General features: G+C 71.0%; 15 protein-coding genes. 4 read left to right on the top strand and 11 right to left on the bottom strand.

Going from position 1 to position 12,591, the window contains the following annotated elements:
* The coding region (locus tag CCN37_RS41160) for a hypothetical protein (protein WP_210408330.1) at positions 1–202 on the top strand (202 nt) is incomplete at its 5' end.
* 4 nt (positions 203–206) lie between these two features.
* Here the strand turns inward: CCN37_RS41160 and CCN37_RS34370 are convergent.
* The 3 genes from CCN37_RS34370 to CCN37_RS34360 all read right to left on the bottom strand — a co-directional run bounded on the left by CCN37_RS34370 (position 207) and on the right by CCN37_RS34360 (position 2,763).
* Positions 207–812 (bottom strand): hypothetical protein, encoded by a 606-nt coding sequence (locus CCN37_RS34370; protein ID WP_143261947.1) that lies wholly within the window; start codon positions 810–812, stop codon positions 207–209.
* A 51-nt stretch (positions 813–863) separates the two neighbouring features.
* The gene (locus CCN37_RS34365) at positions 864–1,700 is read right to left on the bottom strand and encodes a serine hydrolase (protein WP_086829059.1); all 837 of its coding nucleotides are present in this window, start codon (positions 1,698–1,700) and stop codon (positions 864–866) included.
* Between the two features lie 133 nt (positions 1,701–1,833).
* Complete coding sequence (locus tag CCN37_RS34360; protein WP_086829057.1) at positions 1,834–2,763, bottom strand: Gfo/Idh/MocA family protein; 930 nt, start codon at positions 2,761–2,763, stop codon at positions 1,834–1,836.
* A gap of 35 nt (positions 2,764–2,798) precedes the next feature.
* On the opposite strand from CCN37_RS34360, the gene CCN37_RS34355 reads away from it, so the two are divergent.
* Positions 2,799–3,836 (top strand): zinc-binding dehydrogenase, encoded by a 1,038-nt coding sequence (locus CCN37_RS34355; RefSeq protein WP_086829055.1) that lies wholly within the window; start codon positions 2,799–2,801, stop codon positions 3,834–3,836.
* On the opposite strand, the gene CCN37_RS34350 is transcribed toward CCN37_RS34355, so the two are convergent.
* Positions 3,814–4,521, bottom strand: a complete 708-nt coding sequence (locus CCN37_RS34350; RefSeq protein ID WP_086829053.1) for a MerR family transcriptional regulator — start codon at positions 4,519–4,521, stop codon at positions 3,814–3,816. The genes CCN37_RS34355 and CCN37_RS34350 overlap by 23 nt on opposite strands.
* A 169-nt stretch (positions 4,522–4,690) precedes the next feature.
* Between CCN37_RS34350 and CCN37_RS34345 the strand changes: the two genes are divergently transcribed.
* Positions 4,691–6,376 carry an AfsR/SARP family transcriptional regulator gene (locus CCN37_RS34345; protein WP_168200999.1) on the top strand — a complete coding sequence of 562 codons (1,686 nt, stop codon included), beginning with the start codon at positions 4,691–4,693 and terminating at the stop codon, positions 6,374–6,376.
* Here CCN37_RS34345 and CCN37_RS34340 read toward each other — a convergent pair.
* From CCN37_RS34340 to CCN37_RS34310, 7 genes are read right to left on the bottom strand one after another with little or no spacing between them, the layout of a single operon-like run.
* Positions 6,344–7,288 carry an LLM class flavin-dependent oxidoreductase gene (locus CCN37_RS34340; RefSeq protein ID WP_086829049.1) on the bottom strand — a complete coding sequence of 315 codons (945 nt, stop codon included), beginning with the start codon at positions 7,286–7,288 and terminating at the stop codon, positions 6,344–6,346. The two genes, CCN37_RS34345 and CCN37_RS34340, sit on opposite strands and share 33 nt — an antisense overlap.
* Positions 7,289–7,291: 3 nt before the next feature.
* Positions 7,292–7,579, bottom strand: coding sequence for a hypothetical protein (locus tag CCN37_RS34335; protein WP_086829047.1), 288 nt, complete (start codon positions 7,577–7,579; stop codon positions 7,292–7,294).
* A gap of 25 nt (positions 7,580–7,604) precedes the next feature.
* On the bottom strand, positions 7,605–8,510 hold the full coding sequence (locus tag CCN37_RS34330) for a hypothetical protein (protein ID WP_086829045.1): 906 nt from the start codon (positions 8,508–8,510) through the stop codon (positions 7,605–7,607).
* Positions 8,511–8,570: 60 nt separating this feature from the next.
* Positions 8,571–8,789 (bottom strand): LxmA leader domain family RiPP, encoded by a 219-nt coding sequence (locus tag CCN37_RS34325; protein WP_086829043.1) that lies wholly within the window; start codon positions 8,787–8,789, stop codon positions 8,571–8,573.
* Between the two features lie 55 nt (positions 8,790–8,844).
* On the bottom strand, positions 8,845–9,720 hold the full coding sequence (locus tag CCN37_RS34320) for a T3SS effector HopA1 family protein (RefSeq protein ID WP_086829041.1): 876 nt from the start codon (positions 9,718–9,720) through the stop codon (positions 8,845–8,847).
* The gene (gene lxmK / locus CCN37_RS34315; RefSeq protein ID WP_086829039.1) at positions 9,708–10,766 is read right to left on the bottom strand and encodes a class V lanthionine synthetase subunit LxmK; all 1,059 of its coding nucleotides are present in this window, start codon (positions 10,764–10,766) and stop codon (positions 9,708–9,710) included. Before lxmK ends, CCN37_RS34320 begins: the two co-directional genes overlap by 13 nt.
* Positions 10,763–11,503: a bifunctional 2-polyprenyl-6-hydroxyphenol methylase/3-demethylubiquinol 3-O-methyltransferase UbiG gene (locus CCN37_RS34310; RefSeq protein ID WP_086829037.1), complete on the bottom strand. Its 741-nt coding sequence runs from the start codon at positions 11,501–11,503 to the stop codon at positions 10,763–10,765. Before CCN37_RS34310 ends, lxmK begins: the two co-directional genes overlap by 4 nt.
* A 193-nt stretch (positions 11,504–11,696) precedes the next feature.
* Between CCN37_RS34310 and CCN37_RS34305 the strand changes: the two genes are divergently transcribed.
* A partial coding sequence (locus CCN37_RS34305) for a cytochrome P450 (RefSeq protein WP_086829035.1) occupies positions 11,697–12,591 on the top strand: 895 nt, incomplete at its 3' end.

Below are 12,591 nucleotides of genomic sequence, written 5' to 3'. Positions count from 1 at the left end.
GAACTGGGGGCTGGGGGCACTGGGGGTCGGGCTCGCCGTGAAAGTGGTGTTGGTGACGCGGGTGAACCCGGTTTTCCGTTACGCCACAGCAACTTCAGCGGAGGTGCACGACAACGCCGTCTTCTGGGCGTTCGCCAACGGCGTTGTCGTGCTCTCCGTCGCGGCCGCGCTCTACTGCTTCACGGCCTGGCGGCGAGTCTGACGGATCAGTCGCTGAAGTTGGTGTACGCGTAGGGCTTGTAGCCGTTGTAGGACTTGGAGTGCGTGCGGTGCGCGGTACCGCCGGAGCTGCTGGCCTGCTCGTAGACCCAGTAGCTGGTCTTCGCGGCGTTGGCCCACTTGTCGAAGATCATCACGTGACCGGCGCTGCCGAGGCTGCCGGCGCCGAGCTTGCCGATGGCGTCGCCCTGGCGGATCTGGTCCCACGAGATGGCCTTCACCACGGCGCCGGGGGTGCCGTAGCCACCGCGCAGCATGCTGTCGGTGTTGTGGTTGACGGCGGAACCACCCGACGTGCGGACGTTCCACACCATCGACGCGTAACCGGAGCAGTCGGTGCGCCATCCCTGGAAGTACTTGGACATGCTGTACGGGATGGGACGTCCGCCGTTGGCGGTGAGCCAGGTGCGCGCCCTCGCGATGGCGGCTGCGCGGGTGGTCTTCGCCATGGTGCCGACGTCGGAGGTGACCTGGGTGCCGGAGTCGGCGGGCGCGCTGGTCTCGGCAGCGGCCGGGGCGACGGCCCCAACGGACAGACCCATGGCCAGCGCGAGCATCACAACAGCTTTCCTCGGCATGTTCTTCTTAAGCATGACTGTCTCCTCTTCTCCTTGTGCAGGGGGTGGATTCGCGGAGAACGAACATCATGAATTGAGGTCCTTGTGGATCGCTTTGGCGACGCCCTCAATGGTGGTGTGGCCGTAGCCCTCCGAGGAATTCCCTTCGGTGAGCACGGCGATCTGGTAGTCCTTGCCCTTGCCGGAGAACACGCCGAGGCTGTTGATCCGCCAACCCACGCCGTCACCCCGGTCCACCCAGCCGTTCTTGACCCGCACGGTCGTGCCGGAGGGCGCTCCGACCGGGGTGCCCCAGCGCTGCCCGGCGACGACCTTGCCCATCAGGTCGAGCACGTAGGCGCGCGAGGTCGCGTTCAGCACGGAGCTGCTCGTGGTCAGGTGGGTCAGCATCGCCATCTGGTCGGCGGCGGTGATGTGCGTCTTGCCCCACCAGCCGCTGGAATCGATGGTGGTGCCGCGCATTCCGACGAGCGCCATGAACTTCTTCATCCCGGCCGCGGTCACCGAGTCCCACAGCGCGGTCGCGGAGTCGTTGTCCGACTTGGTGATCATCGCGGTGGCCCACTGCTTCTCCTGAGCCGTCAACGCTCTTCCCGCGTCCTGCGCCTTCTTCAGCACGGCGGCCAGGATGGTCACCTTGATGACGCTGGCGGACTGGAACTGGCGGCTCGCGTTGAGCGCGCAGCTTCCCCCCGGATAACGCAGGCTCACCGCGGCCGTGCCCTGGCGCCCCTTGAGCGCGGTGGCGATGTCGGCGGCCAGCTTCTGCGCGAGCGCGGGATTCGCGCTCGAGGAGCACGAGGGGGCGGCGAGCAGGGCCTGAGCGGAGGACGGGACAGCGGTCACGGGCAGCGCCACCGCGGCGAGGGCGGCGGTCAGCAGCCGAGCTCGGAACTTGTGCACGGGAATGCTCCCACTTCGCTGGCAGGGTGTGGTGCGCACCACCCTCGCAACGCGGCCCCGAGCTGTGCACGCCTTTTCGCGTGTGCGGAAACCATCGTGGGACAAGCGAAAAACCAGTGGGCCGAACCCCGGTTCAGCCCACGCCGTGGAAGGCCTCGACCACTTCCTGCACGCGCAGCGCCGCTGCGAAGTCCGCCAGCCCGGCGCCCGCGTCCGCACCCCGGACGGCCTTGGCGAACAACGACAGGCGCTCCGCCTGCGAACCGCCGGAGAGCGGAACCGGTTGCCAGTCACCGCCTTCGGAGACGAACAGCTCGCTCCAGTCGCGCAGCAGGAAGGAGCGCCGGGAACCCCACAAGATCCACTCGTAGCGTTCCGCGCCCGCCATGCCGGTGCGGCCGGAGACGTGCACCGGCACCTCGCCCGCGCGCAGCAGACCGTGCGCGGCGACCTCACTGGCCTCCGGCGCGTAGTCGACCCCGGCGACCTCCACGCGCAGCGGTCCCAGGATGCGGTCGGTCAGGTACACGAAGTGGGACAGCACCTCGCGGACGAAGCCGCCCTGCTCGCGCTCGTCCAGCCACCGCGCGTCGGCCTGGAACGGGCGGGGCCACTGCGGGAAGCGCAGCGTGATGTCGACGCCGAGCACCTCGCCCACGTCGGCGCGCTCGATCTCCGCCACCGACGCCTGGTCGGAGAGCGCGAAGTTCACCGCCGTGGCCAGGCCCGCGCGCGAAGCCGCCGCCGCCATCCGCTGGCCCTCGGCGAGGTCGACCGCGAGCGGCTTCTCGCAGAAGACGGCCTTGCCGGAGGCGAGCGCGGCCAGGGAGTAGCGCTCGTGCAGCGCGGGCGGGGTCGCGATGTACACCGCGTCGACGTCCTCAGCGCCCGTCACGTCCGCGCCGTCGGTCGAGAAGCGCAGCCCGGGGAAGTCCGAAGCGCTCCGGTTCGGGTCGCTGACCAGCCGGACCTCGAAGTCGGGGTGCTGCGTAGCGATGCCGAGCACCCGCGTGCCCATCGCGCCGAGACCGATGATGCCCAGCCGTACCGGAGCCGCTGTCATGCGCTCACCCTACGGTTGGTGGCAGGGTTGGGCGCATGCAGGCAACAGTCATCTACGGCCCGGGTGACGTGCGCGTCGAGCACGTGCCGGACCCGAAGATCATCGAATCCACCGACGCCGTCGTGCGCGTGATCCGCTCGTGCATCTGCGGCAGCGACCTGTGGCCGTACTCCGGGATGGACCCGGCGCCGGAGGGCCGCCGCATCGGGCACGAGTTCCTCGGCGTCGTCGAGGAGACCGGCTCCGACGTGAACGGCCTCCGGCGCGGGGACCTCGTGGTGGCGCCGTTCGTGTACTCCGACAACACCTGCGAGTTCTGCGTCGAAGGTCTGCACACCTCGTGCCTGCACGGTGGCAACTGGGGCGACGAGCAGGTCGACGGCGGTCAGGGCGAGGCCGTGCGCGTGCCGCAGGCGGCGGGAACGCTGGTCAAGCTGCCCGCCGGAGCTGACGACGCGGCGTTGCTGCCGTCGCTGCTCACGCTCTCCGACGTGTTCGCCACCGGCCACCACGCGGCCGTCAAGGCGGGGGTCAACGAGCGCACGACGGTCACGGTGATCGGCGACGGCGCGGTGGGCCTGTGCGCGGTGCTCGCGGCCAAGCGGCTCGGTGCGGAGCAGATCATCCTCATGGGCAGGCACGAGGCGCGCACCGACCTCGGCCGCTCGTTCGGCGCGACGGACGTGGTCGCCGAGCGCGGCAAGGAGGGCACCGCGCGCATCCGTGAGCTGAGCGGAGGCCGTGGCACGCACACGGTGCTGGAGTGCGTCGGCACGCTGCCCGCCTTCGAGACCGCGATGCGCGTGGTGCGCGCGGGCGGCACGGTCAGCCGCGTGGGTGTGCCGCAGTACAAGGACGGCCCCATCGGCGGTCTCCAGTTCGGCCGCAACGTGACGGTGACCGGTGGCGTCGCTCCGGCTCGCCACTACATCCCCGAGCTGCTGCCCGACATCATGGAGGGCAGGGTCGAGCCCGGTCGCGTTTTCGACCGCATGATCGGCATTTCCGCGGTGCCCGAAGGCTACCGGGCGATGGCGGCGCGCGAGGCGCTCAAGGTGCAGATCTTGTTCTGAACGCGTACTGGTGGAGGTGAGCGGCGGCTTCGAGCATCGCCGTCGCCCGCCACGTCAGCTGCGCGCGGCGCTGCGTGATCGCCTCGCGCAGCGCGTCACCGCTGCCTGACTCCCGCAGCCCTTCGAGGACCGGGCGGATCTGGTCGAGCAGGTAGCCGCCCTGCCGGAGCATGCGGATCATCCGCGCGTCCCTGATGTCCGCCGCGTCGTAGGTGCGGTACTTCGTGGCGTGATCACGTTGTGGCGCAAGCAAACCGGCCTCCTCCCAGACGCGGAGCGCCGAGGTGCGCACACCCAGTCGCGCGGCCAGCTCGCCGATCCGCAGGCTGCCGGGCGGGCCCGTCGCGTCGAGGCCCTGGCCGGCGATCACCTCCAGCGCGTCGCTGATCTCCTGGAGCGAGCGCCGCTGGTCGTGCAGCTCCGCGTGTCCAGCGTCGAGCACCGCCAGCGCTCGCGGCACGTCGTCCTCGTGCACCGCGTGCATCACCTGCCGCGCCGCGTCGCCGCCGAAACCCCGCGCGAGGGCTCGGTAGGTGAACAGCGCGTCGAGGTGCCGTTCCCCGAAGTGCCGGTAGCCGGAGTCCGTGCGCGGTGTCGGCGGCAGCACTCCCGCGTCGGCGTAGTTGCGGACCTGCTGCGTGGAGATGCCCGCCGCTCTCGCCAGGTCGACCGGCCGCAGTCTCATCCGTTGAGGCTAGCGCTGTCGCCCATCGCCCGGTCGCACGTGACGTCCGTCGACCGGTTGACGCGTGCGACCGCGACGGCGGGAAGTCTGGGGTCGTGAGGCCCGTCGGGGGGCGGAGCCCGTGTCCTTGGGGGAGTTCGTGCGTTTTCGTGTCCTGGGTCCGGTCGGGGTGACCGGAACGGTCGGTTCCGCCCGCCCGAGCGGTCCGAAGCAGACCACGTTGCTGGCGCTGCTGCTGTTGCGGGCGAACAGGGTTGTGCCCGTCGAGTCCGTTGTGGACTGGTTGTGGGAGGAGGGCGAGGCACCGCCGACAGCCGTGGCCACCGTGCGCACGCACGCGTGGCGGCTGCGCAGGTTGCTCGGCGTGATCGAGCCAGGGGGCGAGCGCAGACTGGTCACCGAGGCTGCCGGGTACCGGTTGCTGGTGCACGACGGCGAGCTGGACCTGGCCGACTTCCACCGGCAGGTGTCCTCGGCGAGGACTCGCACGGGTGCTGAGGCCGCTCAGCCGTTGCGGGAAGCGCTCGCGCTGTGGACCGGTGCCGCGCTGGAGGGGGTGAGCGGCGAGCCCGCCCTGGAAGAGGCGCGCATCCTGGAGGAGTCGCGGCTGGCGGTGGTCGAGGACCGCGCCGCCGCCGAGCTGACCGGCTCGGTGCGCCCCGACCTCGTCGCCGAACTGCGCGCGCTCACGGCCGCGCACCCGTTCCGCGAGCGCTTGCACGGGCAGTTGATGGTCGCCCTCTGCGCGCAGGGCGATCAGGCCGAAGCGCTGGCGGTCTACCAACGGCTGCGCGCCGCGCTCGCGTCGGAGCTGGGCATCGACCCCGGCCCGGAGCTGCGCGCCCTGCACCACCGCGTGCTCTCCGGGGAACGCGTCGCCGCGAGCCCCGCGCTGGCCGGGGTGCGCGCGCTGCCGAGGGCTGCTTTCGGCTTCGCCGGGCGGGACGACGAGATCGCCATGGTGTCGCCGTGGCTCGTCGACGGGACGGTCGTCGCGGTCAACGGCATGGCGGGCGTTGGGAAGACCGCCTTCGCCCTCCAGCTCGCGCACCGGGCCGCTGACCGTTACCCCGACGCGCAGGTGCTGGTGGACCTGACGGGTCTGTCCACAGAGGACGCTTTACGGGAAGCCCTCGCGATGCTCGGCGTCACCGACCTCGGCCCGGCGTGCGCGGTGGGCGCGCTCGCGGCGCGGTGGCGGGCGGAGCTGGCGGGGCGGCAGGCGCTCGTCGTGCTCGACAACGTGGAGAGCGCGGCCCAGGTGCGCCCGCTGCTGCCCGGAGCGGGGCGGTCATTGGTGCTGGTGACGAGCAGGGCGCGGCTGTCCGGTCTGGAAGAGGCGCGGCACCTGTCGTTGGCGCCACTGGAAACGGGAGCCGCGCGCGCGTTGTTCCTGCGGCTCAGCGGGCGCGGGAGTGATTCCGGGCAAGCGCGCGAGGTCGTGCGGCTGTGCGGGAATCTCCCGTTGGCGCTGCGGATCGCGGCGTCCAGGTTGCGCGATCGTCCTGTGTGGACGGTGTCGGACCTGGTGTCGCGGCTGGCGCGAGCGGGCTGCGTGCTCGACGAGCTGTCCTGGGGAGACCGCAGCGTGGCCGCCGCGCTGGCCGCCTCCACCGAGCGGATCACCGGTCAGCAGCGCCGCGTTCTGCGAGTCGTCGCGGGACACGGCGAGGACGGAGTCGACGTGCGCGCTGTCGCCGCTGCCTGCGGGACGACGCCCGCCATGGCGGAGGCGGTCCTGGAAGGCATGGTGGACGCCAACCTGCTCGCGCAGCCCGCGCCCGGCCGTTACGCCGCGCACGGGCTGTTGCGAGCGCACGTGCTACGCGGTGAGCAGTGCTCGAAGATCGCCTAGCGCGGCGTCGATTCCCTCGGTGCAGAGCACTCCGGCCACATTGAGGATCACCTCGTCCACTCCGGCCTCGCGGTAGCGACGCAGTCCCTCCGCGACCTCCGACCCTCCACCGTGGACGAACAGCCCGGCGTTCAGCAGCGCTGCGGCGGGGTCGGCGGGGTCGAGGGTGATTCCCGCGTGGCGCAACGCATCCCGATAGTGCTCGGCCGCCAGGTGCTGGGCGTTGGCGAGCACCGCGAGGTGGCGCGGGTCGCGGTCGGGACCCGCGAGGGCGACGTGGACGACGGTGGCCACGCGGGGCACCGGCCGCCCCGCCGCCTCCGCTCCGGCCCGCAACGCCGGGATCAGCTTGTCCGCCAAGTACTCCGGCGGAGTCAGCCAGGTGATCGCCACGTCGGCGAACTCCCCGGCCGTGCGGGCCATGGCCGGGCGCAGCACTCCGGCACCGATCTCCACGCGCTCGTGCTCAAGGGGAGCGACGTTCGCGCGCACCCGGTGGTACTCACCGGCCACGTTCGCCGCGCCGTCGTCGCGCAGCTGGCCGAGAACCTTCAGGTACTCCGCCATGGCTGTCCGAGGCCGAGCGTAGGGCTCGCCCCGCAACGCCGCGACGAGTTCGGGACCGCTGGGACCGACGCCCGCGACGAACGGGAGCCCGGTCAGCGCGGCCAGGCTGCGCGCGTGCAGGAACTCCTCGTACGGAGAACGCAGCGGTGCCACGGCGACCGCAGTCCCACACGACACCCGCACCCCCGCACCGGCGATGTAGGCCATGAGCTGGTGCGGTTCCAGGGCGAGGCACTGGCCGAACCACAGGCGGCGCGCACCGGTCTCCTCGACCAAGCGCGCGAACTCCAACGCCTGGTCGGGGTGCGTGGGGGAGAACGGCACGATGACGGAGTCGGCGCTCACGGCTCAGGCCGTCTCGCTGCGGTGCCCGGCCAACTCCTCCATGAAGCCGCAGTACGCGGTGGAACTGGCACCCGCCACGACGAGCGGCCCGCGAACGACGCGGTGCTCGGGACCGCAGTCCAGCACGACGCGGTGCTGCGCCGAACCGCCGCCCGCACAGCGCGACACGGCGCCCGCGTAGCCGGGGTGGAAGGTCGGCTCCGACGCACACGACGACGGCGACGAGTCGACCGCGCCGACGGGCGAGAGGGAAGCCAGCGCGATGGCACCGGCGGTCATCAGGGTGAGCACGATTTCTCCTTGTCAGGGGGTGATTTCACCAGTTCAGCGCGGCGTGGCCCTCGGTGTCGGCCAGCTCGGCGACCACATCGACGGCACGCAGAACGTCGTCCTGCCAGCCCACATAGCTGGCCAGGCAACGGATGTGGTTGAGGCAGCAGAGCACGGCCGCGCGCCCGACTGCCGTTCGGTCGAACTCGCCGTAACCGTCCATGAACGACAGAGCGAGGCTGCCGTGGTCCAGGCGGGCCGAACTGACCTCGAAGCGGGCGCTCGTGGTGGCGCGCAACAGGTGCAGCGCGCCGAGGAACCAGCCGAGGTCGTAGGCGGCCGGTGCCACGCACAGCTGGGTACCGGTCATCAGGCTCGCGGCACCGCTGCCGGGGTCGGCGACGAGCATTCCCAGTCCGAGCGATCCGTGGCACAGCACGGCGTTCTCACCGGGGTGCAGCAGGTCGGCGCACCACTGCTCGGCGGCTCGCCAGCGCCGTGGGCCGAAGCGGTCCGCCGCGACGGCGTGCAGGAAAGCGGAGTCATTGCTCCCCGCGCCGGTGGTCAGCCAGTCCCGCAGTTCGGTCAACCGGGGCGAAGGGGCCGAGAAGCCGGTGGGCACGGGGGTTTCGTGCAGCGCGCGCACCGCGGCGCCGGTGTCCCTGATCAGTCCACTGTGGACGGCCAGGTCGGCGTTCGGGTCGGCGGTCAGCCAGCCGATGCTGATCGGGGCGGGCAGGTCGTAGACGAGCGCGTCCCCGACCCGGCTTGGCACGGTGAAGCGGACGGCGCCGGTGCTCGCCCCCTCCGCCGCCGCGAGCACGCCGAGCGGCGCCAGTGCCAGCGGGGTGGAGCGCAGCCGCCCGGCCCTGCGGGTCCAGCGGAAGCGCCCCCGCCCCGCGTCGGCGACGGCGGTGGTCAGGTTGCCCGTGCCGAACTTGAGGATGTCCATGGGTTTCCCTTGCCGCGACGGAAGGGCGTCCCGGTGTGCCGGGACGCCCCTCCTGAGTGATCAGTCGTTCGCGTTGCCGCAACCGGCGACGATCGTGCCGGTGGTGACCGAGATCGTGGTCCACGGGATCGTGACCGTGACGACGGCGGGGGTGAAGCCCATCGGGGCGCCCTCGCCCGCGACCATGGTCAGCTCGGTCGCGTCGGTGTACTCGGCGTACCCGGCCATCAGCTGCTCGCTGGCGACGAGGGTGGCGGTGTTGGTGGTGACGAGCTCCATCAGGGTTCCTCTCTCGGTGTTTCTCTTCAGTGCCCCGCGCGGAAAGCGCGGGAGTTCAGGGGAGCGCGGGCGAGTTCCGGTTGCGGTGCAACGCGTCCGGATCGATGCCCGCTGCCGCGAGCGCGGCGGGTACGGCGGCCCAGCCGCCGTCGGCGAGGCCGTCCGCGAGGGCTCGGGCCCGGTGCTGGCCGAAGCTGAGCCTCGTCCTGCCCTCGCGTGGATCGGCCGGTTCCCACGCCACGGCGACGCCGGGGGCGACGCGCCGGGCGAAGGCTGAGGTCTGCTCGCCGAGCCAGGGCAGCCTCGGCAGGTTCCGCACCGCGTGCGCCGCGTCCTGCTTCAGGTAGAGCACGAGCGCGTCCCGCCTCGGGTAGTCCGCCCGCCGCGACAGCACCTTCGCGCGGTAGGCGATTCCCAGTGCTTCCAAGGAGTTCAGCACCGCGTGCCACGTGCGGGGCGCGTCGTCGGCGGAGCGCAGGTGGAAGTAGACGCGCAGCAGGGGCCCTCGGTCGTGGGTGAATCCGCGGGAGGAGTCCACGAGGTGGAAGCCCGGCGACAGTGCGGGTCGCGCGGCGGGCAGGGGCATCGTGAAGTGCTCTCCGATGTCCACAGTGGACGGTACGTCGTTCTGCGGGACCCGCAGTCGCAGGCCGCTGACCTCCACCGTCGCGGTCGTCGAGCCCATGCCGAGCAACATCGCCGAACCGGGTGCCTCGTGGTGCGGAGTGGCTTCCTCCAGCAGCGCGGTCAGCTCGGCGTCGGCGGTCCAGCGCGACTGCGCGGACCGCTCGACGGAGCGCCCAACGTGCAGCACCTCGTAGATCGCCCGGGATGCCTTGCCCCGCAACTCCGTTCGGCTCTTCGCGCTCAGCTCGCGGGGCCCGACGGTCGCCCGCAGGGTCGCCGCGTCGAAGTGGATCAGGTCGCGCACACCGGCTCCTCAAGTCCAACGGTCGCGAGGAACCGTTGCGGTGACAGGATCATCTGTCTGCCGACCCCGGCGGCGGCCCGGGCGGTCGCGGGCAGCTCGTGCGTCTGCTGGGCGACCGCGAGCATGCGGTCGAACAGGTGCCACCCGGCGAAAGCCGTTGCACGCACAGGAAGCGCTGGGTCGGTCACCGGGCGCTGCCTGACGTAGGCGCGCCAGAACGCGGAGATCAACGGTCGGCGTAGCGTCAGTTCCTCGACCCCGCGCGCCAGAACGTCTTCGTGCGCAAGCTCTTCGGAGTCGCTGTGCTCCACGATCGCGTTCATGGCGTGGAGAACCCACTCGCCTGCGAAGGAGCCGATGTCGCGCGCGGCGTCACCGAGGCGGAATTCCTCCCAGTCGGTGATGTGCGCCTCCTCGCCCCGCACGAGCAGCTGGTCCAGTCGGAGATCGCCGTGGATCGGCACAGCCTCGGCGGCGGCCTCATCGGCGCGCAGCTCTGACAGTGCCGCGTGCAACCGCGAATCACGTTGCACCAAGCGCCAGAACTCCAGTTCACCGCCGCTCATCGCGGTGTACTCCGCCACCGTCAGCGAGGTGAACCGGCGCAGAGGGGGCATCGCCAAGACCGTGCGCTCGACGTCGGCCGCCGCGCCGTGGAGTTCACCGATGGCCTCGCCGATCGAGGACGCGAGGCCATCGGTGAAGCTGTCGTCGGCGGCCAGCTCAGCGCCGGTGTTCGCGTCCTCGATCAGCTCGAAGACCTGAAGTCCTTGCGCGGCACCGAGAAGCCTTGGAGATCGCAGTCTGCGCAACCCGGCCGAGACGACCTCGAAGCTGTGCGCGCGGGTCAGCGCGGCGGCCTCGGCGACCCGCTTGACGAACACGCGGGCTCCGCTGTCCGTGGTGCCCGCCCAGTTGTCGTTGCGCCCGGTGAAGGCCACGACCGTGTCCGGCACGAGAGCACCGAGCCCGAGTTCGGCGAGCGCCACCGCCGCCGCCTCGGGGGCATCGGTCGGCGTGAGCACGACCCGTTCCACGAGCGTCATGGCGCGTCCACCTTGCGGTAGACGGAGACCAGCCGCGTCGCGTCGGGCCCGTACGGCTCCTTGAGCCAGCCCGACCACCGCTGCTCCAGCTCCAGCCCGGCGATCCTGGCCATCAGGTCCAGCTCGGACGGCCACACCCACCGGTTGGTCTCGGTGACCTGGCTCTGCGCCGAGCCGTCCATGACGCTGTGCTGGACATGCACGATCTGGGCGTGCGAGTTGGCGTAGGTCGTGCTCACCAGCAGACCCCCGCCGATGAGGTGCTGCGCGGCGACCACGGGACCGTTCTGGCCCTGGTAGAGCTTGGGTTCGTAGGTCTCCAGCACGACCCGCCCGCCGTCCGCGAGCTGTTCGCCCATCCTGATCAGGGTCCGCACCTGGGACTGCTGCTCCAGTGCTCCGCACAGCCCGTGGCAGGCCAGCAGCACCACGTCGTAGCGCTCGTCGAGCGGATCGCCGGCGAAGTCGCCAACAGAGGTGGTCACGCGTTGCTCGGGGTCTTTCTCGCGCAGTTTCTCCAGCATCCGCGCCGAGGCGTCGACACCGTGCACGTGGTGGCCGCGCGCCGCGATCGGCAGTGCGAGGCGCCCCGTGCCGACGCCGAGTTCCAGCACCTTCCCGCCCTCCGGGCACAGCGCGGCGACGAAGTCCGCGGCGTGTTCGGCGTCGGCGGTGCCGGGGAACAGCCGGTCGTAGACGTCGGCGATCGCGTCCCCGTAAAGGTGTTGTGTCCCCATGGTTTCCCCCTGATCACTGCGATGTGGCGAAGCTACGAGCGGCCGTTCGCGCGGTGATCGCACCGATCTCTCACCGCCGTGGGAGATCGCGGGAAAACATTGCGTTCGCGCTCATCGTCATTGCAATGAACTCGGCAAAAGCACTGCTATAACTGTTTCTAGAAGTTGAAACGCTATGCAATGGGGGTTTGGCGTGCTGACACCGATGACCTATCCGGACGGGCACGAGGGCTGGCAGACCAGCGACTACGCGACCGCGCGCGCCGTGCTGGCCGACCCGAGGGTCAGCGCGCGGCCGGAGCTGATGCACCTCGCGCCGCCCGGCGTGCAGATGCAACCCGCCGAGCCGGGGGCGTTCCTGGACATGGACGCGCCCGAGCACACGCGCTACCGGCGGCTGCTGATGGGCAAGTTCACCGTGCGCCGCATGCGGTTGCTGTCCGAGATGGTCGAGCGCATCGCGACGGAGAACCTCGACGCGATGGAGGCGGCCGGACCGCCCGTCGACCTGGTGGAGAACTTCGCCCGGCCCGTTCCCGCGCAGATGATCTGCGAGATGCTGGGCGTCTCCTACGAGGACCGCGAGCACTTCCAACACCACGCCGAGGTGGTCACGGGCTCCGGCGACGGTGAGGCGGTCTCGACGTCCTTCGGAGCTCTCCAGGACTTCCTGCGCGGACTGGTGAAAGCCAAGCGGGTCAGGCCGACCGACGACATGCTCAGCGATCTGGCCAGCACGGAGCTGACTGACGAGGAGCTGACGAACATCGGCGTCGTGCTGCTCGGCGCGGGCCTGGACACCACGGCCAACATGCTCGCGCTCGGGACGCTGACGCTGCTCGAAGAGCCCGGTGGGCTCGCGGCGGTGCTCGCGGACCCGGAGTCCACGGTCGAGGAGTTGCTGCGGCTGCACACCGTCACCCCGTTCGTGGTGCGCTCCGCGTTGGTGGACCTGGAGATCAGCGGCCAACCGGTGCGCGCGGGCGACGCGATCACCGTGCAGCTCGGCAAGATCAACCGCGACCTCGGCCGCAATGCCAAGGGGCACTTGGCTTTCGGGCACGGCGCGCACCAGTGCCTCGGCCAGC

The organism is Allokutzneria sp. NRRL B-24872, from assembly GCF_002155965.1.
GTDB lineage: Bacteria > Actinomycetota > Actinomycetes > Mycobacteriales > Pseudonocardiaceae > Allokutzneria.
Note: the sequence above shows the minus strand (reverse complement) of the source record. Positions and strands in the feature narration are given on the sequence as shown.

Excerpts from the sequence above, each read along its gene's own strand:
- CCN37_RS34325 (WP_086829043.1), bottom strand. The coding sequence starts at position 8,789 with ATGGAGCTCGTCACCACCAACACCGCCACCCTCGTCGCCAGCGAGCAG.
- CCN37_RS34310 (WP_086829037.1), bottom strand. The coding sequence starts at position 11,503 with ATGGGGACACAACACCTTTACGGGGACGCGATCGCCGACGTCTACGAC.
- lxmK (WP_086829039.1), bottom strand. The coding sequence starts at position 10,766 with ATGACGCTCGTGGAACGGGTCGTGCTCACGCCGACCGATGCCCCCGAG.
- CCN37_RS34330 (WP_086829045.1), bottom strand. The coding sequence starts at position 8,510 with ATGGACATCCTCAAGTTCGGCACGGGCAACCTGACCACCGCCGTCGCC.
- CCN37_RS34370 (WP_143261947.1), bottom strand. The coding sequence starts at position 812 with ATGCTTAAGAAGAACATGCCGAGGAAAGCTGTTGTGATGCTCGCGCTG.
- CCN37_RS34355 (WP_086829055.1), top strand. The coding sequence starts at position 2,799 with ATGCAGGCAACAGTCATCTACGGCCCGGGTGACGTGCGCGTCGAGCAC.
- CCN37_RS34360 (WP_086829057.1), bottom strand. The coding sequence starts at position 2,763 with ATGACAGCGGCTCCGGTACGGCTGGGCATCATCGGTCTCGGCGCGATG.
- CCN37_RS34350 (WP_086829053.1), bottom strand. The coding sequence starts at position 4,521 with ATGAGACTGCGGCCGGTCGACCTGGCGAGAGCGGCGGGCATCTCCACG.